The following is a 19,453-nucleotide window of genomic DNA, read 5'->3' on the forward strand; positions in this document are numbered from 1 at the left end:
TGGTTGCGTTCTATTGTGGCCGCATGAGCAGCACAAGAGGGCCGCAATGGACCTGATCGACGATCCTGATACGGCAGGCAATACGCCGGAATTTACCGTCAGCGAACTGTCAGGGGCCGTCAAACGCGCCATCGAAGGGGAATTCGGCCACGTGCGGGTCAAGGCCGAGGTGGGACGGGTCGTGCGGGCGCGATCGGGGCACCTTTATTTCGACCTCAAGGATGATCGCAATGTTCTGGCCTGCACCACATGGAAGGGTCAGGTGTCCTCCCTGTCGGTCATTCCCGAGGAGGGGATGGAGGTCGTCGTGCATGGCCGCATGACGACCTTTGGCAGTCAGTCGAAATACCAGTTGAACGCAACCGAGGTGGCGGTGGCCGGTGTGGGCGCGTTGATGGCCATGCTCGACAAACGCAAAAAGGCGCTTGAGGCGGAGGGTTTGTTTGCCACCGCGCGCAAACAGCCGCTGCCGTTTCTGCCGGATGTCATCGGGGTTGTGACCTCGCCCACGGGGGCGGTCATCCGCGATATTCTGCACCGTCTGCGGGACAGGTTCCCACGTAAGGTGCTGGTTTGGCCCGTCGCGGTGCAGGGCACGGCCTGCGCACCGCAGGTGGCGGCGGCGATCAACGGGTTCAACGAGATGAGCGCAGGCGGCGCGCTGCCACGTCCCGACCTGATCATCGTGGCCCGCGGCGGCGGGTCGATCGAGGATCTGTGGGGCTTTAATGAAGAGGTTGTGGCGCGTGCGGCGGCGGCTTCGACAATTCCCCTGATTTCCGCAGTGGGGCACGAAACGGACACCACCTTGATTGATTATGTGGCCGACCGCCGTGCGCCGACCCCCAGCGCTGCGGCTGAAATGGCCGTGCCGGTCCGGCTGGACCTGCTGGCCGCGGTTGACCAGATGAACGCCCGCGCCAGTCGTGCGGTGACTGATGGCGTCATACGCAAGAAGCAACGGGTCGCCGATCTGACGCGGGCCTTGCCCCGACCCGAACAGATGGTCGACGATGCCAGACAGCGGTTTGATTATTGGTCCGAACGGCTGGACGGCGCGCTGACGACGCGTGTTCAAGCGGGCCGTTTGCGACTGGGGGAAGCGTCCGGTTTGTTGAGGCCTTCGGTTCTGGCGGCGCGTCTGGCACAAGGGCGTGAAAGGTTGACGGTTTGGCAAGGTCGCCTTGGCCCCGCGTTGGAGCGCACGACCGTGCAAGCGGGACGCGATCTGAACCAGCAGGCCCGTCGTCTGCGTCTGGACGGGATCGCAGCCGCACGCCAACGTGGTCAAAAGGATCTTGGTGCGGCCCTGCGCCGTCTGTTGACCGCTGCACAAACGCAGACGGACCGTCACCGCAGTCACCTTGCCGCACTGGACCGGATGCGCGAAACACTGGGGTATCGCGCCACACTGGCCCGCGGCTACGCCGTGGTGCGGGGCGACGGAGAGGTCGTGACTTCCGTCAAATCGGCCAAGGCTGCCGACCGGATCGAGATTGAATTTGCCGATGGCAAAATGGCCCCTGCAGCGCCGGCCCCCAAACCCAAGAAACCCAAACAGCCTCCTCCCGATCAGGGGAGCCTGTTCTGACAGCCACCCTGGTGCGCTGGCTCAGGTTCCGACCCCGCCACACACCAGCGGCTCGGCTTCGGTCGCCTCATAAAGGACAGTGGTGCCCGGAGCGTTCATGAAGTCGGCTCGCAGACGCCCGCCAACCTCGAACACCTGCCAACACTGGGGGTCCGCGCTGGTTTCGTATGTGAAACAGATCTGTGGTCCACTGTCGCCCGCTGTCTCGTACCACTCACCTGATTGGCAGGTTCCGTCGATAAAGGACCAGATCACCCGTCGTCCGGGGGCGTAGTATTCGGTTCCATACGGCACATCGCCGACGGAAAACGAGAGGGTTTTGCCTTCTACCAAAGCTTCGAACGCGTCACCGGTCAGGGGGACATCGGCAAGGGCGGGGCCTGCACAGGCCATCAACACGGCAAAAACTCTCATGCGTTCAGGATGCCATATCTGCGGCCCGCTTGCCAGACAGGCAGGTTTACGGCGCAGCTTGCCATTCATCCGCAAGCGGGTTCATCACCCGTTTCCACAACCGCGGATACAGCGCGACGCAGGCCATCACCGGCAGGGATCGCGGCAACATCGGGCAGTCCTGTGCAAGGCGCAGCGCGGGGAACGGACGGGCGGGATGGGCGTGATGATCCGAATGGCGGGGGGCATTCAGCATCAGGGCCGACGACATCAGGTGTGGTGCGTTCCATGAATGACGCGTGCCCACCGGTTCCGGCCTGCCGTTGTCGTCTAGGCGGCGCGACAGTCCGTAATGCTGCACATAGTCCGACAGCATCAGCTGGGTCTGTGCAAATCCCGCCAGACACACCGCGCCCAGCAGGCCCTTGGCCCCGCCGATCAGTGTGGCGATCCCCAGAACGATCACGGCCCCCCCAATGTAGCCCACATAAGGGTGGCGATAGGCAGGCTGGCCCAGACGGGGGAACCGTTTGTTCTCGGCCTTCAGCCCCTCACGAAACCCGCCAATCCAGGCCCGTTTGAAAAAGCGGTAAAAGCTTTCGCCACGGCGCGCTGTGCTGGGGTCCGCCGCCGTGCCCACATGCACATGGTGTACCAAAGGATGGGCGGAGGCGTGGTGCCCGAACAGGACCGAAATATAGACCCAGCGCCCCAGCCGCCGCAGCCAGCGGGCCGGACGGTGGATCATTTCATGGGCGTTCGAATTGCTGACCTGGCCCATAAACAGGCCCGCGCCCGCGAAGACGGACAGTTTTTCCCAGGTGTCCAGCCCGGTCGCGCCGCCCAGCGCAGCCACGACAAGCGCCCAGACCGCCAGATGAGACAGGGCCAGGGTGGCGGACAAGCCATCTGCGGCCGGAAATTCCTCCCCTTCGGAGGTGGGCAGCGTTACTGACACCAGTTCGTCCAGACTGGCGGTCAAAGCGGTCATCCAGACCAGTCCGGCCACGGCCCAAACGCCGCCAGACACGGCGCCCGCCGCGATAAGGGCAGGCGCAGTCAGGGTCGCTAGGGCGAAAAGGGGCAGGGGTGAACGCATCATGTCCGTCTTATACGTGGTTTTGGCGTCATGAATAGCGCGGCAGGACGTCTCAACCCCGGCAGGAATGGGGAAATTTCGTGGTTGCGGGTTTCTTCCCGTTCCATGCGCCATTAGGTGTTACCAAAGTCGGAACGGAGCCCCAAATGGCGTTTTTCAAGAAGCTCAAGGATCGGTTGTTCAAGTCCTCTTCCAAGATCGAGGAAGGGTTGGATGCCATCGTGGAAGACGGGGGCGTTGAAGAAGACGCCGTGCAAGAGGACGCCGCACAGGCCGAGGCGGCGCAGGCTGAGGCCGAGGCGGAACAGCGGGAGGCGTCAAGGCTGGAGGCGGAGCGGGCCGAGGCGCAGGCCAAGGCCGAGGCTGATGCCATGCTGGCCGAAGAGAAGCTTGCCGCCGATCTGGCCCGCATCGCCGCTGAAAAAGAGGCCGCCGAGGCCGAAGCGTTGGCGCAGGCCGCCGCACGGCAAAGACAGGATGCGGCCAACGCCAAAGTCGAAGCAGACCGCGCTGCCGCAGACAAAGCCCTGCGCGAAGAAACGGCCCGCCAAGCGCAGATAGAGGCCCGCTTCGCCAAGGAGAAGGCCGAAGCCGAGACCGCCGAACGCGAGGCACAACGCCGTGCGGCCCAGGAGGCCGCGGAACGCGCCGCTCAAGACCGCGCTCAAGCAGCGCGCGTCGCAGAAGAGGCCCGCAAAGCCGAAGCTGACCGGCAAGCCGAAGCCGCGCAACAGGCCGAGGCCGCTGCCAAACCGGGTTTGCTGGGACGTCTGCTGGGGCGGGGCGACCAGAAGACTGTCGTCCGGCGCGAGGTTGACGATGACATGCTTGAACAGCTCGAAGAGCTGCTGATCAGTGCGGATATGGGTGTCGATACCGCGTTGCGGGTGACGGCGAACATGGCCGAGGGGCGGTTTGGAAAGCGGCTTTCGACGCAGGAAATCAAAGACTTGCTCGCCGCCGAAGTCACGCGGATCATGGACCCCGTGGCCCGTCCGATGCCGCTTTATCCCAGCACGCCGCAAGTGGTTTTGGTCGTGGGTGTCAACGGGTCGGGCAAGACCACGACCATCGGCAAACTGGCCAGCCAGTTTCAGGCTGCGGGCAAGAAGGTCGTGATTGCCGCAGGCGACACGTTCCGCGCGGCGGCGGTGGAACAGCTGCAGGTCTGGGGCGACCGGGCTGGCGTGCCGGTGCTGACCGCGCCGGAAGGATCGGACCCCGCCTCGCTGGCGTTTGATGCCATGGAACAGGCCGCGCGGGATGGCGCGGACCTTTTGATGATCGACACCGCCGGACGGCTGCAAAACCGCGCCGATCTGATGGAGGAACTGAGCAAGATCGTGCGTGTCATTCGCAAGAAAGACCCTGACGCGCCGCACAACACCTTGCTGGTACTGGATGCGACCACCGGTCAAAACGCGCTGTCGCAGGTCAAGACCTTTCAGGAATTGGCAGACGTCACAGGGCTTGTGATGACCAAGCTCGACGGGACAGCAAAGGGCGGGGTTCTGGTGGCGTTGGCGGATAAGTTCGGGCTGCCCATTCATGCCATCGGTGTTGGCGAACAAATTGATGATCTGGCACCTTTCGACCCCGAAGAATTTGCCGCCGCGTTGATCGGGACGGACAGATGAAAACGGCGTTAAGCTGTCTGGCGATCCTCGCCAGCACACCGGTGGCCGCCTTCGACACCATGACGCCGTCGATGTGTCGCGACAGTTTTGACACCGCAGTGCAGATGGTCGGTGCGGATGGAACGGAGGCCCGCCGGATCGGGACAGCCATTTTTGCGACGTTGGATGGATGGTGCCGTGTGTCTGCCAGCGCGCTGGGGCTGCAGGACGCGGTGTTCACAACCCTGGACTGGCGCAGCGACGGCACGGCGCGCTGGACCGAGGACGCGATTCCCCCCCTTGCCGTGCAGCTTCGTATCAAGGGAATTGATCCCGACCGTCTGCAAGACAGCGCCCCGACGGACCGGCCGGATTTGTCTGCACAGGCCACTTTGCGACAGGACCCCGCAGGCGGCCAGCTGATTTTGGAACGGGCGGTTTTACGCAACGGGGCGGGCGATGAAGTGGCGGTGTCCGGTGTCATCGACCGCGTCTTTCTATCGTCCGCTGCCATGCTGCAGGTGTCCGTCGGCTCTGCGGCGCTTAGGGCCGGGATTTTGACCATGACGCTGGAGGGGACCTACGAAAATCCCTTCGGTGTGATGGTCGACATGGACATGCAAGGTGATGTGGAGGCCCGTCGCAGGGCGGTTTTCGATGGCTTATCGCGGCTGCCGGAGGGCGTTATGGACGCCGCCGCGCGGGCCGAACTGATGGCCTATGCGGGGGATTTGCCTGCACCGGCCGGTACGCTTGAATTGTCCTTTGCCTCTGAACGGGGGCTGGGGTTCATGCAGCTTGGTGCATCGGCTGCCATGACATTGTCCAATCTGATGGCCGAAACGCCGGATGCGGATCGCCGGCAAATGGGTCTCTTGCTGGATGGCGTGACGCTTGATGCGGACTGGACGCCCGCGACACAGGTGGCTGATTGACCGACTGGTTGATCAACATTGCGGGAACGCCCGAAGGGGCACGGCTGGCCACGGCGCTGGCCTTGATGTCAGCGCTCGCCCATGCAGCGTTCGGCGCGTTGCAAAAGGGCCGGCATGACCCCTGGCTGATGCGCGGGTCGATCGACGTCTGGCTGGTTGTCATTTCTGCGCCGGTGGCCCTTTTTGTCGTCCCCTGGCCCACGACGTCCACGTTTTTGATCCTGCTGGGCGCGATGGCTGTTCATTTTGCCTATAAGGTGACCGTGGCACTGGCCTATGAACGGGCGGCGTATACGGTCGTCTATCCGGTGATCCGCGGCACCGGGCCGTTGGTCACCGTCGTGGGGGCGAGCGTCATTTTCGCCGAGCATTTTTCACCCCTGCAATGGGCGGGTGTGGCCACCTTGTCAGGTGCGATGTTGCTGCTGGCCCTGCGCAATATGGCCGCCGAAAAGGTCGACCTGCGGGGCCTGAAGATCGGACTGATCTGGGCCTTTGCGGGCGGCATGCTGGTGGCGCTTTATACGGTCTGGGATGCCTATGGCATCCGGCAAAGCCCTGATCCTTTTACCTTTTTGGCGTGGTTTTTCTTTTTGACAGCATTGGATTTCCCGATATTGGCCGCATTGCGGATGCGCCGGACCGGCGTGCCGGGCGGTGTGGGGTCCTTGATGCGGCGCGGGTTGGCGGGGGCGGTGATCGCCTGGATCAGCTTTGGCGGGGTGATGATGGCCACGCGGCTCGACAAGGTGGGGGAGGCCGCAGTGCTGCGCGAAACCTCAACCGTATTCGCGGCGCTGATTGGCTGGTTCATTCTGGGCGAGGCGGTCGGCCCGCGACGCTTGGTCCTGATGGCGGGGATCGCTTTGGGGGCTGTCATGGTCGAGATTGGCGGGTAAGAGGGTGCTATGAGCGAACGTCACATCAATCCCGTCCTGAAACAGGTCCTTGAACTGGGACCGACCGTTGCCTTTTTCGTGCTGTATCTGCGGATCAAGGAAGACACCTTTGTGGTGAATGGTGTCGAGTACACGGGGTTCATCGCGGCCACTGTCATTTTCGTGCCGGTCCTTCTGGTCTGTATGGGCATTCTTTGGGCGCTGACAGGCAAGCTGAGCCGGATTCAGGTGTTCACCGCCTTTATGGTCATCTTCTTTGGTGCGCTGACGGCGTGGTTCAACGACGAAAGGTTCTTCAAGATGAAGACCAGCATCGTGAACGGTCTGTTTGCGGTGATCCTTGGGATCGGACTTTTGCGCGGCAAAAGCCTGTTGCAGTGGGTCATGGGGGAGATGATCCCCATGCGCGAGGAGGGCTGGATGATCCTGACAAAACGTCTGGCGCTTGCCTTTGCCACGCTGGCCATCGTCAATGAAATTGTTTGGCGCACCATGTCGACACAGGCCTGGGTCATTATCGAAACCTTCGTCTTCCCGATCGCCCTTTTCGTGTTCCTCTGGGTCCAGATTGTCGCCCTTCAACGCTTCGTTATCGACCCCGAAGAAGACGCCAACACGGACGCCTAGGACGCATAGCTTTGCGACGCGCGGATGAATTGAAGCCCGCTGTCTGACAGTTGATCTTCAAACCGGATGCCCGCCATTTTGCCCGTCGTCCATGTCACCGTCGCGCGGGTCTGGCCAAAAGAATAGTCGATGGTGAACTGCTGGCCCTTTTCAACCTTGTCGATGCCGACCAGACAGGCCCCGCCAACAGAAATGTTGCATATGGTGCTTGGGAAAATTTCCGGCCCCTTACGCAACATGACATCAAAATTGGCAGGGAATCGCGGGGCACGACCGGACATGGGACACTCCTGAACAGATGTGCCCACTAGACCCCTGAAACCTTAAACAATCGTTAGTCGCGCTTGGAAAAAAGCTGATCCTGCGCGGATTTATCTTTACGGAAATCGCCGCGTTTGTCGGCATGCACCGCACGGCCGGCAATGACACCCGCGCGGCTGCCCACAACATCCAGCCAGCGGGCCAGATGCGGTTTGTCGTCCAGCGTCTGCTGCTGGCCCTCCCACAAAGACGCCCAACCCCAGATCGACATATCGGCGATGGAATAGAAATCCCCCGCCACATATTCGTTTTGTGCCAACTGCCGGTCCAGCACACCGTAAAGACGTGCAACCTCGGACCGGTAGCGGTCTTTGGCGTAGGGCAGGTCGTTGGGCGGGTCCATTGCCGGCGCGTATTTCAGAAAATGATGCGCTTGCCCCGCCATGGGGCCAAGCCCGCCCATCTGCCACATCAGCCATTGATCCACGGCAATGCGGTCCCGTTCCGTGGGGCCGCCAAACTGGCCTGTCTTGCGGGCCAGATATTGCAGGATCGCGCCGGATTCAAACATCGAGATCGGCGCGCCGTCCGGCCCATTGGGGTCAACAATCGCTGGCATCCGGTTGTTGGGCGCGATCGCCAGAAATTCCGGCGTGAACTGATCGCCTGCACCGATGTTCACCAGATGGACGTTATAGGGCAGGCCCATTTCCTCAAGCGCGATGGTGGCTTTCCAGCCGTTGGGCGTGGGCCAGAAATACAGATCAATGGGGTCTTGGGACATGGGGCAGGCTCCTGTTTTGGGGATCATGACAGGGGCGTGAGGCCGCGCCAAGGGGTGTTGACGGGTGCTGCAGTGCCGCGTATTCAGCACCCAGTGGCGATTTGTTACCGGATTGCGGGCCACTTTAAATATGCTGCTAAAAGGGACGGGCGCAGCCCCGATACCTTTGCCGGTGTCGGGGTTTTTGCTTGAAGGGGCATATACACATGGACACTTGGAAGAAACGCACAAAAGCGGTGCACGCGGGCACGCGGCGCAGCCAGTACGGTGAGGTGAGCGAGGCGATCTACGTCACTCAAGGGTTCGTCTATCCCACAGCCGAAGCCGCCGAAGCACGGTTTGAGGCGCTGGGCGAGGATGAATTCATTTACGCCCGCTACGGCAACCCCACCGTGCGCATGTTCGAAGACCGGATGGCGATGCTGATGGGGTATGAAGATGCCTTTGCCTGCACGTCAGGCATGGCAGCGGTGTCCGGCGCGTTGACCGCGCTGTTGAAAGCCGGGGATCATGTCGTCAGTTCCCGTGCGCTGTTCGGGTCGTGTTTGTATGTGCTTGAGGACATTCTGGCGCGCTTCGGGGTTGAGGTGACGTTGGTCGATGGCACGGACAACGCCGCATGGGATGCGGCGATCCGGCCGGACACGCGGCTTGTGTTCCTCGAAAGCATTTCCAACCCCACGTTGGAGGTCGTGGACCTGCGCCATGTGGTCAAAGCCGCCCACGCTGTGGGCGCGCTGGTGCTGGTCGATGACGCCATGGCCACGCCGATCTATTCCTATGCGGCCACCTGCGGCGCGGATATTGCCATCGTGTCCACCACCAAACATGTGGACGGGCAGGGGCGCATGTTGGGCGGCCTGATCACCGGCAGCCGCGACCTGATCCGCGGCCCGATCGAGGCGTATATGAAGCACACCGGTGGGGCCATGAACCCGTTCACCGCTTGGACGCACTTGAAATCGCTTGAGACCTTGGATTTGCGCGTCAACCAGCAGGCGGCTACCGCGATGGCCATTGCCGAGGCGTTGGACGGGCACCCCAAACTGGCCCATGTGCGCTATCCGACCCACGCCGCCCACCCGCAGGCCGAACTTGCCCGCGCGCAGGGTGAAACCGGCGGCACCGTGCTGGCGCTTGAGGTTCGGGGCGGCAAAGAGGCGTGTTTCAAATTCCTCAATACGTTGGAATTGTTCACCATTTCCAACAATTTTGCCGATGCGAAATCCATTGTGACCCACCCTGCGACGACGACCCATCAGCGTTTGCCGCAGGACCAGAAGGATATCTTGGGCATCTCCGGCGGTATGGTACGATTGTCCGCAGGGCTTGAGGACGCGCGTGACCTGATTGACGATCTTAAAGCGGCTCTGGATCAGATTTAGGGCGCGCGCAAGGGGGGTGTGGCGCCGTGGCGTCACCCCTTGAAAGGTTCGGTCCATGTTGGGCGCAACGGATTGTGCATATTTAAGAACCAAAGAAGGGGCTGGTTTTTGCATCCGATCACGGTCATTTTAGTCATCCGATGATGTCATGAGGCCGTAACACCCTATGTGTAGTGATAAGACTGACAGCGCAGGCCCTGTTGTGGCCGTGGCGCGCGGGGCGACCGAGGGGGCCGGCATGAACATCCATTCCAAAGATCTAGACCGTGAACTGAGCCGCGAAGAGGCGGAGGCCGCTTTGGCGATGTTGCGCCAGTGGGCCGCCACCAAGACCGATGAAGAGGTCGCGCAGCTTGACCCGCTGGTGTCCCGTCTGATCCCGGGCAAAGAGGTGTCGAATTACCCCGCGCTGGCCCGCGCCTACCCCGAAGAATTCGAGGTGGATGACGTCTACAAAGCCTCGATGCCCGATTTGCAAAACGGACCCAGCAGCCTGATCCGCGGTGCCAAACGCGCGATCCAGCATGTGGGCATTTCCAATTTCCGCCTGCCCATCGGCTTTCACACCCGCGACAACGGCGATCTGACGCTTGAGACCAGCGTCACCGGCACTGTGTCGCTTGAGGCTGAAAAGAAGGGCATCAACATGTCCCGCATCATGCGGACATTCTACAAACATGCCGAAGAGGTGTTCTCGTTCGAGGTCATCTCCCGCGCGCTGGATGCCTACAAAACCGATCTGGAAAGTTTTGATGCGCGGATCATGATGCGCACGTCCTTTCCGATGAAAGTGGACAGCCTGCGGTCCGGCCTTGCGGGGTATCAGTATTACGACATCGCGCTTGAACTGATCGAAACGGACGGCGTGCGCAAAAAGATCGTGCATCTGGATTACGTCTATTCATCAACCTGCCCCTGTTCGCTGGAACTGAGCGAACACGCCCGTCAGTTCCGCGGCCAGCTGGCCACGCCCCATTCCCAGCGGTCCGTGGCGCGCGTGTCGGTTGAACTTGATCCGGCGGCGAATGTGCTGTGGTTCGAAGACCTGATCGACATGTGCCGCGCGGCGGTGCCCACGGAAACGCAGGTGATGGTGAAACGCGAGGATGAACAGGCGTTTGCGGAACTTAATGCCGCAAACCCGATTTTCGTCGAAGATGCCGCACGCCTGTTTGCCGAACAGCTGCAGGCCGACCCACGGGTTGCCGATTACCGCGTGATCGCGTCCCACCAGGAAAGCCTGCATTCCCATGATGCGGTGTCGGTGTTGACGGAAGGGGCGACCTTTGACGCGGAATCCCTTGATCCGCGTCTGTTCCAGTCGCTGTTCCACGTAGGCTAGGGGCGATCAGCCTTCGATCATGTCGACGCGGGTCGCATGGCGGCCACCCTCAAATTCGGCCCCTAAAAACGCATCTACAATCGACAAGGCCAACCCTTCGCCCACCACACGCGCGCCCAGCGACAGCATGTTCGCGTTATTGTGCTGGCGGATCATGGCGGCCGAAAACGTGTCCGAACAGACCCCGCAACGGATGCCTTTGACCTTGTTGGCGGCCATCATGATGCCTTGGCCCGTGCCGCACAGAATAATGCCCAGATCAGCACGGCCCGAGGCCACGGCCTCAGCCGCGGCGTGGCCGTGCTTGGGGTAATGGGTGCTTTCGGGCGTTTGCGGGCCGATGTCTTCAACCTCGTACCCTTGGGCTTCGATGTGGTCGGCCACGGCGCGGCGCAGGTCGATGGCGGCGTGATCGGAGGACAGGACAACTTTGGTCATGGCAGGCTTTCGCATCTGGTTGGTGTCGGGCCTAGGTCTAGCGGATTTGACGCCGTTTGACAGCCGTCATTCACACGGTCTGGCGCTTGACACCGCGCGGCCCTCACGCCAACCCTGCTGCATGATTGACGCCCGCCCTGTTGGATATGTGATCGGCCTTTTGGTCGCGGCCCTTGGGGTGACAATGTTCGCGCCCTTGCTGGCCGATCTTGTGGCCGGCAATGACCATTGGCCGGTGTTTCTGGAAAGCGCGATCCTGACCATTCTGGTGGGTGGGCTGGTGGCGCTGGCCTGTCAAAACGGCGTCTCCGAGGGGCTGAGCATCCGGCAGACGTTCCTGTTGACCACGCTGGTCTGGCTGGCGCTGCCACTGTTCGGATCACTTCCGTTTATTTTGGGCGGGTCCAGCCTGTCGTTCACAGATGCTTTTTTCGAGGCCATGTCCGGGCTGACCACCACCGGGTCCACCGTGATTGTGGGGATCGAAACGTTGCCCGAGGGGCTGAAACTCTGGCGGTCGATCATGCAGTGGCTGGGCGGCATCGGTATTATCGTTGTGGCCATGGTGTTTTTGCCCGAATTGCGCGTGGGCGGTATGCAAATTTTCCGGTCCGAAGCCTTTGACACGATGGGCAAAATCCTGCCCCGCGCGGCGGAGATTTCCAGCAAGATTTCCGTAATTTACGTGGCGATCACCCTGGCCTGCGCGCTGTGCTACACGGCCACGGGCATGTCGTCATTCGATGCAATCACCCATGCCATGACGACCGTGGCCACGGGCGGGTTTGCCAATTACGACACGTCCTTTGCGGCCTTCGGGTCCGGCCCGCAGTATGTGGCAAGCGTGTTCATGCTTTTGTCCGCCTTGCCCTTCGTGCGCTACGTGCAGCTGATTTCGGGCGGTGGGGCGTCGCCCCTGTTCCTCGACAGCCAGATCAGGACGTTCTTCGTGGTGATTTTCGCCCTCGTGACGGTGATGACGTTGTGGGTGTGGCAGTTCTTTGACGGGTTCAGCGAACGCGGGTTCAGGGAGGCGTTCTTCAACGTCACCTCCATCATGACGGGCACGGGCTATGCCTCGGCCAATTATATGCTGTGGGGCCCGTTTGCCGTCACGATGTTCTTCTTTATCGGCCTGATTGGCGGCTGCGCGGGGTCCACCGCCTGTTCGGTCAAGGTGTTCCGCTATCAGCTGCTGTTCGCGTCGATCAAGGCGCAGATCCGCCGCATCCACAGCCCCCACGGCGTCTTTACCCCGCGCTATCAGGGGCGGCGCGTGGGCGATGATGTCCTGAACTCTGTCATGGCGTTTTTTGTGGCCTTTATGGTCTCCATCGGTGTGGTGGGCGTGGCTTTGGCGTTGACGGGGCTGGATTTCATCACAGCCATTTCGGGCGCTGCCACGGCGCTGGCCAATGTGGGTCCCGGACTGGGCAACGAGATTGGACCGGCGGGCAATTTTGCGGGCCTGAACGACACCGCCAAATGGATATTGGCCATGGCGATGTTGGTGGGGCGGCTTGAGATTATGGCCGTCTTCACCATTCTAAGCTGGAATTTCTGGAGAGGTTGACCATGTCGCAGCAACGGCCCTTGGGCGCGCAGATTTCACATATGTTGAAGGCGCGCGGTGTAGACGTGGTTTTCGGAATTCCGGGCGTACACAATCAAGAACTCTACCGTGGGATCGAAGAGGCAGGCATCACCCATGTGCTGGCGCGCCACGAACAAGGCGCGGGTTTCATGGCCGATGGCTATGCCCGTGCCACGGGGCGGCCTGGCGTGTGTTATGTGATCACCGGGCCGGGGGTTCTGAATGCGCTGACGCCCTTGGGGCAGGCCTATTCCGACAGTGTGCCCGTGCTGATGGTGGCGTCCTGTCTGGACGAAACCGCGGCCACGCGCGGCCAGTTGCACCAGATGCGCGACCAAGAGGGGGCGGCGGCCACTGTGACGGATTGGTCCGACACAGCGCAGACGCCGCAAGCGGCCTACGCGCTCATCGACCGCGCCTTGCAGGACATGGCGACCAACCGCCCCAGACCCAAGGCCCTGCACGTGCCCATCGCCCAGCTTGAGGCGGAGGCCGCCCCCGATTGGCCCGCAAAACCGTTTCTGGGTCCGCGCCCCGTTGAACCCGAACCGGACTGGATCACCTATACCGCCCAAGAGGTCGCGCAGGCCAAACGCCCGCTGTTTATCTTTGGCGGGGGCGCGCGCGACGCCGCTGTGGCGCCCGTGGGGCAGGGCCAACCCACGCCGGTGCAGGCCCTTTTGGCGCGCAGCGGTGCGGCAGCCTTCACCACGTTTGCCGGTCGCGGGATCGTTCCGGCGGATTACCCCCTTCTGCTGGGGTCCTATCTGTCCCGACCCGAGGCCGAAGGCCTCATCGGGTCCGCCGATCTGGTCATCGCCATTGGCACCGAACTGGCGGAGGTCGATTTGTGGCGCGATCAGCTGGGCCATTCGGGCCGCCTGATCCGCGTTGATATCGACGCCGAGCCCTTGGCCAGCAATCTGCCCGGCCAAACCCCCATCCGCAGCGATGCCACCCGGTTTGTGCAGGCGCTGACCGATGCCTTGGGCGACGGCGCGCCGCAGACCGGTTGGACCCAGGCCGAGGCTGCGGATTTTCGCGCCCGGATGCGCAGCGCGGTTTCCGCCGAACGCCCCGGCCTGTTGGGGGTGATTGATGCTGTGCAAGCCGCCATGCCCACGGACGCGATGATCTATTCGGACATGTGCCAGCTGGCCTATGCCGCCAAAGAGGTCTGGAACATGGACCGACCCGGCCATTGGCACCATCCGTACGGGTTTGGCACGCTGGGCTACGCCTTGCCCGCAGGGATCGGCGGGGCCGTGGCGCGGCCTGACGGGCCGACCTGTGTGATCATCGGCGATTACGGGCTTCAATACACCTTGCCCGAACTGGGCACGGCTGTGGAACTTGGCCTGCCTTTGCCGATCATCCTGTGGGACAACGGCAAACTGGGCGAGATCGAGGACAGCATGATCCGCGCCCAGATCGCGCCCAACGCCGTGATCCAGCAAAACCCGGATTTCTTGATGCTGGCGCGGGCCTACGGCGCTGACGCGGTTGAACCCGCGACATTGGCGGACATTGCACCCGCCCTCCGTGCGGCGTTCAAAGCCTGCCGTCCGACGGTCATCCGATTGACGCCTGATCTGTTCAGTTGAACGGGCGGCTCAGTCGTCCCAGCAGCTGACCAGAACGGTCATATCAGCGGCCATCTGCGTCAGCGCCTCAGGCGTCATGTAGGCCACCGAATTTGTGGTGGTCAGATCAATCCCCGCCGCCTGTACGGAGGTGACAATCTCACCCGCGTCCAGAACAAACGACACTTCCGGCGGAAGGGTCTGGCCATTGCTGGCCGCTTTGGGCAACAGCATTCCCAGAACCGCGCCACCATTGTCGTAAACCGGCCCACCCGCATCGCCGGATTGTGCAACCAGATCGAGCCGTTTGACATCCTCTTCCCCGTTCAGGCCACGGATATCGGCCAGCTTGCCAAAGGTCAGCGCAGGCGTCGTCAACACGTTGCCATAAGGAAAACCCGCCACGGCAATTTCGGCCTGCAAGCGCGGCACGCCGGTCTGGAATTCGGCCACCACCGCAGGTGCCAGCGGCACATCGGGGCGCAGCACAACAAGACCAAGCGCATCGTCACGATGAACCACGGTCGCGTCATATTCCAACCCGAGGGTCACGACCTCACACTGATCGACAGCCTCAACGGTGGTCAGGACGGCCCCGCCGTCGTTGATATAGAACCCCGACCGGTCGCGGATCGGCTTGCGCACCTCAAGGCCCGCGATCAGATCAATCGCCTGATCTTCGTCGGGGCGGGCAATGGCAGGGTCAAGGACCCCAGATGTGGTTGAGAAACTTGCCTGCATTTCTGCCAGTACACGGCGGCGTCTGTCATCGTCGCCCGCAGGCCAGACCAGAATGAAGCCCTTGATCTGACCATTCTCCAGTCTGGCGGAGACGTAGCTGTGCACATCGTCGCCCACACCTTCAATCTCGAAGCTGGAATTGCGTCTTTCACGGGGGCCGTCTGTCGGGATAATCTCAAGCGTCTGCAAAATCTCGTAAAGTCCGAACAGCCGCGTCTGATCGCCCGGTTGCGAAATCAGCAAGACCTGCGCGCCCAGATCACCGGAGGCATCAAAACGTGCGAAGGGCGGCTCATAGGTGGTGAATTCCACAACGCCGGTGGGGATTTGCATCGCAATACCGGTGGCATCGTCGCGCACCAGTTGCAGGCCCATGCCGTCCAGAATGGCATTGTAGGCGTTCAGCAGTTCCGCCCGTTGAGAGGTCGTCAGAACGCCCGTAACCTCATGATTGTTGGCCTCCTGCCACGCGGACATGGACCGGCGCGTGCCACGTCCATAAAGCCCGTCGATGGCCCCGTCATAGACACCGGCCCACTGCAACGCGACCTGCAAGGCGCGCTTTTGGTCGCGGTCAAGATCGGCTTCGCTGGCCTGCGCTTCGCGCAAGGTTTCATCGGGCGTTTGAATGGGGTCGGGTTCGGCTGCGACGACGGGTTCGGCCACACCGGGTTCAGACTGGGCTTCGGGTGTCTCCTCCGTCGCGGTCGGGGCAGGTGCCTGCGTCACGCCCCCCACAGGCCAGAACTGGGTCCGGAACCGGTTGCCATCCACGATGTAGCTGTCCGACGGGATCAGACGCGCCGCCCGCAACCGGCGCAGGGTGGCATCGGCCTGTTGCGCCCCATAGGGCCCCAAAGCAATGCCATACCAGCCGCCGGGAAGGGCGAAGCCCGTGACATCCTCGACCCCCGCAGCGGCATAGCCGCGCGCTGCATTCTGCGCGCCGGTCAACGTCCGCTGGGCCTCGATCTGGACCCATACCGGTTGTTGCGCGGCTGCGGGCAGAACCGACAGCAGGCTGAAAAGCAGGGCAAAAATCAAACGAACCATAGCGACGAACCTGTCCCGAGAATATCCAATCAAGCCGGACCATGCCCGACGTTCGCGACTATCTAGCAAGAACAGCGCAAATGGCACGTCGAAAAGACTGTATTCCCAATGTTTTGACCGCTTTTCGTGGCATTTGCGGCACTTTGTGCACATTGACCCTCACTTCGCACGCGCCTATGCAAGCCCGAAGCACCGCAAGAGGCATGACATGACCGACACACCGCGCAGTTTTCAGGAGATTATCCTAAGGCTTCAGGCCTATTGGGCCGACAAGGGATGCGCCATCATGCAGCCCTATGATCTGGAAGTCGGCGCAGGCACATTCCACCCCGCCACCACCCTGCGGTCGCTGGGGTCTTTGCCTTGGGCTGCGGCCTATGTGCAGCCGTCCCGCCGCCCCACGGACGGACGCTACGGGGCCAACCCCAACCGGTTGCAGCATTATTATCAGTATCAGGTCCTGATCAAACCCAGCCCGCCCGAACTGCAGGACCTGTACCTTGGCTCCCTTCAGGCCATCGGCATCGACATGGACATGCACGACATTCGCTTCGTTGAGGACGACTGGGAAAGCCCCACACTGGGTGCATGGGGCCTCGGATGGGAGGTCTGGTGCGACGGCATGGAAGTGTCGCAATTCACGTATTTTCAACAGGTTGGCGGGCATGACTGCCATCCCGTGTCGGGTGAGCTGACCTACGGTCTGGAACGGCTGGCGATGTATGTGCTGGGTGTCGATCACGTGATGGACATGCCCTATAACGACCCAGACGCGCCCATCGCGCTGACCTACGGCGATGTGTTCTTGCAGAACGAACAGGAATATTCGCGCTGGAACTTTGACGTGGCGGACACCGACATCCTTTTGAAGCATTTCGAGGACGCGGAACGCGAATGCGCGGCGATCCTTGCCAATGAACAGGTTGATCCGAAAACCGGCCTGAAAATCGTCATGGCGCAACCGGCTTATGACCAGTGCATCAAGGCGTCGCATCTGTTCAATCTGCTGGACGCGCGCGGCGTCATCTCGGTCACGGAACGGCAGGCCTACATCGGGCGCGTGCGCGCCTTGGCAAAACTCTGCGCGGACGCATTCGTGCAAACCGCCGCCGGGGGTGCCGCATGAACGCGACCCGTCTGGCCATCATCGCCATCCTCGGCTCCGGCCTTCTGGCCGGGGTCGGGATGATCTATCTGCAAAGCTATGCAGGCTGGGCCGAACTTGATGCGGCGCAGGTTGGAGAAATACAACTTCAATCCGTCGCAACCGGTAATCTCGAGCCGATATTGGCAGAAAATGTCAAAGGCCTTGATACCGTGCAGGACGGCGTGCGCCTGTCTGGCGCGATCTCGTTCCGGGCCTGTTTTACCACGCCGCAAAGCCTTGCCATGCTGACCGAAACCTATGTCATCGCGGACAACGCCGAACCCCTGACAACCGTCGGCTGGTTTGACTGCTACGACGCCCGCGAAGTAGGCCGCGCGCTGGAAACCGGTGAGGCCGTGGCCTTTCGCGGGGCCGAAAACATCTCATACGGGGTGGACCGCATGGCCGCCGTCTTCCCCGACGGACGCGGTTTTGTCTGGCACCAACTCAACGACTGTGGTGAGGCGCTCTTTGCCGGCGACACCCCCCCTGAAACCTGCCCTGAACCCCCAGTGGCGGAGGAATAATCATGCCCGATCTTCTTATCGAACTCTTTTCCGAAGAAATCCCCGCCCGTATGCAGGCCAAGGCCGCCACTGATTTGCAGCGCCTTGTGACCGACGGTCTGGTTGAGGCCGGGCTGACCTATGCCAGCGCCGGTGCCTTTGCGACCCCGCGCCGTCTGGCCCTGTCGGTTGAGGATTTGACATCCGAAAGCCCCAACACCCGCGAAGAACGCAAAGGCCCCAAGGTCGGCGCGCCGGACGGCGCCATCGACGGATTTTGCCGCGGCGCAGGCGTCACCCGCGACCAGTTGGAGGTGCGCGACACCGGCAAGGGGGAGGTCTATTTCGCCATCCTCGAAAAGACAGGCCGCCCCGCTGCAGACATCATCGCCGAAGTGCTCGAAAAAACGATCCGCACCTTCCCGTGGCCCAAATCCATGCGCTGGGGGGCAGGGTCGCTCAAATGGGTCCGTCCGCTGCATTCTATTGTGTGCATCCTGACCGATGAGGCAGGGGCGACGGTGGTTCCCATGAACGTGGACGGCATCCCTGCGGGCGACGTGACCAAAGGCCACCGTTTCCTCGCACCGGACGCATTTTCTGTCACCTCCTTCGAAGACTACGAGGCGAAGCTAAAGCGCGCAAAGGTGATCCTGCGCGCCGATGAACGCGCCGATCTGATCTGGTCCGAGGCGTCCAATCAGGCCTTCGCGGCGGGTTTGGAACTGGTCGAAGACAACGGGTTGTTGGCGGAGGTCGCGGGGCTGGTCGAATGGCCTGTGGTCCTTATGGGGACCATCGCGGACGACTTTTTGTCCCTGCCGCCCGAGGTTCTGACCGCGTCGATGAAAGAACACCAAAAGTTCTTTTCCGTGCGGGACAAAACCGGCCAGGTCGTGCGCTTTGTGACCGTCGCCAACCGCACCACGGCGGACAACGGCGCGACCATTCTGGCGGGCAATCAAAAGGTGCTTTTCGCCCGTCTGTCCGATGCCAAATTCTTCTGGGAAAACGACCTGCGTGTGGCCAAAGCTGGCGGGCAGGCGTGGCTGGATGCGCTGGGCAATGTGACCTTCCACAACAAACTGGGCACGGTCGCCGAACTGGTTGATCGCATGGCCAATCTGTCCCGCGACATCGCCCCGCTGGTGGGGGCCGATCCGGCTGAGGCCGAGGCCGCCGCACGGTTCGCCAAGGCGGACCTCAGTTCTGAAATGGTGTACGAATTCCCCGATCTTCAAGGGCTTATGGGCCGGTATTACGCCAAAGAGGCCGGGTTGTCCGATGCCGTGGCCGCCGCCGCACAGGACCATTATTCACCGCTGGGTCCGTCCGATGATGTGCCGACCGCGCCGGTGTCCGTCGCCGTGGCGCTGGCCGAAAAGATCGACAAATTGACCGGCTTCTGGGCCATCGACGAAAAGCCCACAGGGTCCAAAGACCCCTTCGCCCTGCGCCG

At 62.0% G+C, this 19,453-nt stretch carries 18 protein-coding genes and 1 riboswitch; of the genes, 12 read left to right on the forward strand and 6 right to left on the reverse strand.

Annotated elements, in window-relative coordinates:
- Positions 1-46 precede the first annotated feature (46 nt).
- Entirely contained in the window at positions 47-1,591 is a 1,545-nt protein-coding gene (gene xseA, locus QZ653_RS05835; RefSeq protein ID WP_296418480.1) for an exodeoxyribonuclease VII large subunit, read from the forward strand.
- Positions 1,592-1,612: 21 nt separating this feature from the next.
- Here xseA and QZ653_RS05840 read toward each other — a convergent pair whose 3' ends face one another.
- Both QZ653_RS05840 and QZ653_RS05845 read right to left on the reverse strand, forming a co-directional pair.
- Complete coding sequence (locus tag QZ653_RS05840) at positions 1,613-2,005, reverse strand: hypothetical protein (protein WP_296418482.1); 393 nt, start codon at positions 2,003-2,005, stop codon at positions 1,613-1,615.
- Positions 2,006-2,051: 46 nt separating this feature from the next.
- The gene (locus QZ653_RS05845) at positions 2,052-3,086 is read right to left on the reverse strand and encodes an alkane 1-monooxygenase (RefSeq protein WP_366933058.1); all 1,035 of its coding nucleotides are present in this window, start codon (positions 3,084-3,086) and stop codon (positions 2,052-2,054) included.
- Between the two features lie 143 nt (positions 3,087-3,229).
- On the opposite strand from QZ653_RS05845, the gene ftsY reads away from it, so the two are divergent.
- Genes ftsY through QZ653_RS05865 form a run of 4 tightly spaced genes read left to right on the forward strand, consistent with a single transcriptional unit; the run spans position 3,230 to position 7,160 of the window.
- Positions 3,230-4,720, forward strand: coding sequence for a signal recognition particle-docking protein FtsY (gene ftsY, locus QZ653_RS05850; protein WP_296418483.1), 1,491 nt, complete (start codon positions 3,230-3,232; stop codon positions 4,718-4,720).
- Positions 4,717-5,634, forward strand: a complete 918-nt coding sequence (locus QZ653_RS05855; RefSeq protein WP_296418485.1) for a hypothetical protein — start codon at positions 4,717-4,719, stop codon at positions 5,632-5,634. Before ftsY ends, QZ653_RS05855 begins: the two co-directional genes overlap by 4 nt.
- Positions 5,631-6,533, forward strand: coding sequence for a DMT family transporter (locus QZ653_RS05860; protein WP_296418487.1), 903 nt, complete (start codon positions 5,631-5,633; stop codon positions 6,531-6,533). Before QZ653_RS05855 ends, QZ653_RS05860 begins: the two co-directional genes overlap by 4 nt.
- A 9-nt stretch (positions 6,534-6,542) precedes the next feature.
- Positions 6,543-7,160 (forward strand): inner membrane-spanning protein YciB, encoded by a 618-nt coding sequence (locus QZ653_RS05865; protein WP_296418489.1) that lies wholly within the window; start codon positions 6,543-6,545, stop codon positions 7,158-7,160.
- Here the strand turns inward: QZ653_RS05865 and QZ653_RS05870 are convergent.
- Both QZ653_RS05870 and QZ653_RS05875 read right to left on the reverse strand, forming a co-directional pair.
- Positions 7,157-7,441, reverse strand: coding sequence for a PilZ domain-containing protein (locus QZ653_RS05870; protein ID WP_296418490.1), 285 nt, complete (start codon positions 7,439-7,441; stop codon positions 7,157-7,159). The genes QZ653_RS05865 and QZ653_RS05870 overlap by 4 nt on opposite strands.
- 53 nt (positions 7,442-7,494) lie before the next feature.
- Complete coding sequence (locus QZ653_RS05875) at positions 7,495-8,205, reverse strand: glutathione S-transferase N-terminal domain-containing protein (RefSeq protein ID WP_296418492.1); 711 nt, start codon at positions 8,203-8,205, stop codon at positions 7,495-7,497.
- Between the two features lie 83 nt (positions 8,206-8,288).
- A riboswitch (SAM riboswitch) is annotated at positions 8,289-8,366 on the forward strand.
- Between the two features lie 45 nt (positions 8,367-8,411).
- On the opposite strand from QZ653_RS05875, the gene QZ653_RS05880 reads away from it, so the two are divergent.
- A complete protein-coding gene (locus tag QZ653_RS05880) occupies positions 8,412-9,590 on the forward strand; it encodes an aminotransferase class V-fold PLP-dependent enzyme (protein ID WP_296418493.1) in 1,179 nt (392 codons plus the stop codon).
- Between the two features lie 238 nt (positions 9,591-9,828).
- Complete coding sequence (gene folE2 / locus QZ653_RS05885; RefSeq protein WP_296418548.1) at positions 9,829-10,932, forward strand: GTP cyclohydrolase FolE2; 1,104 nt, start codon at positions 9,829-9,831, stop codon at positions 10,930-10,932.
- A gap of 6 nt (positions 10,933-10,938) precedes the next feature.
- Here the strand turns inward: folE2 and rpiB are convergent, their stop codons facing one another.
- Positions 10,939-11,370 carry a ribose 5-phosphate isomerase B gene (gene rpiB / locus QZ653_RS05890; RefSeq protein WP_296418495.1) on the reverse strand — a complete coding sequence of 144 codons (432 nt, stop codon included), beginning with the start codon at positions 11,368-11,370 and terminating at the stop codon, positions 10,939-10,941.
- A gap of 121 nt (positions 11,371-11,491) precedes the next feature.
- Between rpiB and QZ653_RS05895 the strand changes: the two genes are divergently transcribed.
- Together QZ653_RS05895 and QZ653_RS05900 are read left to right on the forward strand one after the other, a co-directional pair.
- On the forward strand, positions 11,492-12,943 hold the full coding sequence (locus QZ653_RS05895; RefSeq protein WP_296418496.1) for a TrkH family potassium uptake protein: 1,452 nt from the start codon (positions 11,492-11,494) through the stop codon (positions 12,941-12,943).
- A gap of 2 nt (positions 12,944-12,945) precedes the next feature.
- Positions 12,946-14,568, forward strand: coding sequence for a thiamine pyrophosphate-binding protein (locus tag QZ653_RS05900; RefSeq protein ID WP_296418497.1), 1,623 nt, complete (start codon positions 12,946-12,948; stop codon positions 14,566-14,568).
- Positions 14,569-14,577: 9 nt separating this feature from the next.
- Here the strand turns inward: QZ653_RS05900 and QZ653_RS05905 are convergent, their stop codons facing one another.
- Positions 14,578-16,341 carry a serine protease gene (locus tag QZ653_RS05905; RefSeq protein ID WP_296418499.1) on the reverse strand — a complete coding sequence of 588 codons (1,764 nt, stop codon included), beginning with the start codon at positions 16,339-16,341 and terminating at the stop codon, positions 14,578-14,580.
- A gap of 208 nt (positions 16,342-16,549) precedes the next feature.
- On the opposite strand from QZ653_RS05905, the gene QZ653_RS05910 reads away from it, so the two are divergent.
- The 3 genes from QZ653_RS05910 to glyS all read left to right on the forward strand — a co-directional run.
- Complete coding sequence (locus QZ653_RS05910; RefSeq protein WP_296418501.1) at positions 16,550-17,467, forward strand: glycine--tRNA ligase subunit alpha; 918 nt, start codon at positions 16,550-16,552, stop codon at positions 17,465-17,467.
- On the forward strand, positions 17,464-18,015 hold the full coding sequence (locus tag QZ653_RS05915; protein ID WP_296418503.1) for a DUF6446 family protein: 552 nt from the start codon (positions 17,464-17,466) through the stop codon (positions 18,013-18,015). Before QZ653_RS05910 ends, QZ653_RS05915 begins: the two co-directional genes overlap by 4 nt.
- Before the next feature lie 2 nt (positions 18,016-18,017).
- Positions 18,018-19,453, forward strand: a 1,436-nt coding sequence (glyS, locus tag QZ653_RS05920; protein WP_296418550.1) for a glycine--tRNA ligase subunit beta, incomplete at its 3' end; no start/stop codon positions are given.

The sequence above is a fragment of the Pseudooctadecabacter sp. genome (assembly GCF_020627745.1).
Taxonomy (GTDB): Bacteria; Pseudomonadota; Alphaproteobacteria; order Rhodobacterales; family Rhodobacteraceae; genus Octadecabacter.

Coding starts and splice junctions, on each gene's coding strand:
- QZ653_RS05870 (WP_296418490.1), bottom strand. CDS start 7,441: ATGTCCGGTCGTGCCCCGCGATTCCCTGCCAATTTTGATGTCATGTTG.
- QZ653_RS05895 (WP_296418496.1), top strand. CDS start 11,492: ATGATTGACGCCCGCCCTGTTGGATATGTGATCGGCCTTTTGGTCGCG.
- ftsY (WP_296418483.1), top strand. CDS start 3,230: ATGGCGTTTTTCAAGAAGCTCAAGGATCGGTTGTTCAAGTCCTCTTCC.
- QZ653_RS05915 (WP_296418503.1), top strand. CDS start 17,464: ATGAACGCGACCCGTCTGGCCATCATCGCCATCCTCGGCTCCGGCCTT.
- QZ653_RS05900 (WP_296418497.1), top strand. CDS start 12,946: ATGTCGCAGCAACGGCCCTTGGGCGCGCAGATTTCACATATGTTGAAG.
- rpiB (WP_296418495.1), bottom strand. CDS start 11,370: ATGACCAAAGTTGTCCTGTCCTCCGATCACGCCGCCATCGACCTGCGC.
- QZ653_RS05845 (WP_366933058.1), bottom strand. CDS start 3,086: ATGATGCGTTCACCCCTGCCCCTTTTCGCCCTAGCGACCCTGACTGCG.
- QZ653_RS05880 (WP_296418493.1), top strand. CDS start 8,412: ATGGACACTTGGAAGAAACGCACAAAAGCGGTGCACGCGGGCACGCGG.
- xseA (WP_296418480.1), top strand. CDS start 47: ATGGACCTGATCGACGATCCTGATACGGCAGGCAATACGCCGGAATTT.
- QZ653_RS05905 (WP_296418499.1), bottom strand. CDS start 16,341: ATGGTTCGTTTGATTTTTGCCCTGCTTTTCAGCCTGCTGTCGGTTCTG.
- QZ653_RS05840 (WP_296418482.1), bottom strand. CDS start 2,005: ATGAGAGTTTTTGCCGTGTTGATGGCCTGTGCAGGCCCCGCCCTTGCC.
- QZ653_RS05910 (WP_296418501.1), top strand. CDS start 16,550: ATGACCGACACACCGCGCAGTTTTCAGGAGATTATCCTAAGGCTTCAG.
- QZ653_RS05875 (WP_296418492.1), bottom strand. CDS start 8,205: ATGTCCCAAGACCCCATTGATCTGTATTTCTGGCCCACGCCCAACGGC.
- QZ653_RS05855 (WP_296418485.1), top strand. CDS start 4,717: ATGAAAACGGCGTTAAGCTGTCTGGCGATCCTCGCCAGCACACCGGTG.
- folE2 (WP_296418548.1), top strand. CDS start 9,829: ATGAACATCCATTCCAAAGATCTAGACCGTGAACTGAGCCGCGAAGAG.
- QZ653_RS05865 (WP_296418489.1), top strand. CDS start 6,543: ATGAGCGAACGTCACATCAATCCCGTCCTGAAACAGGTCCTTGAACTG.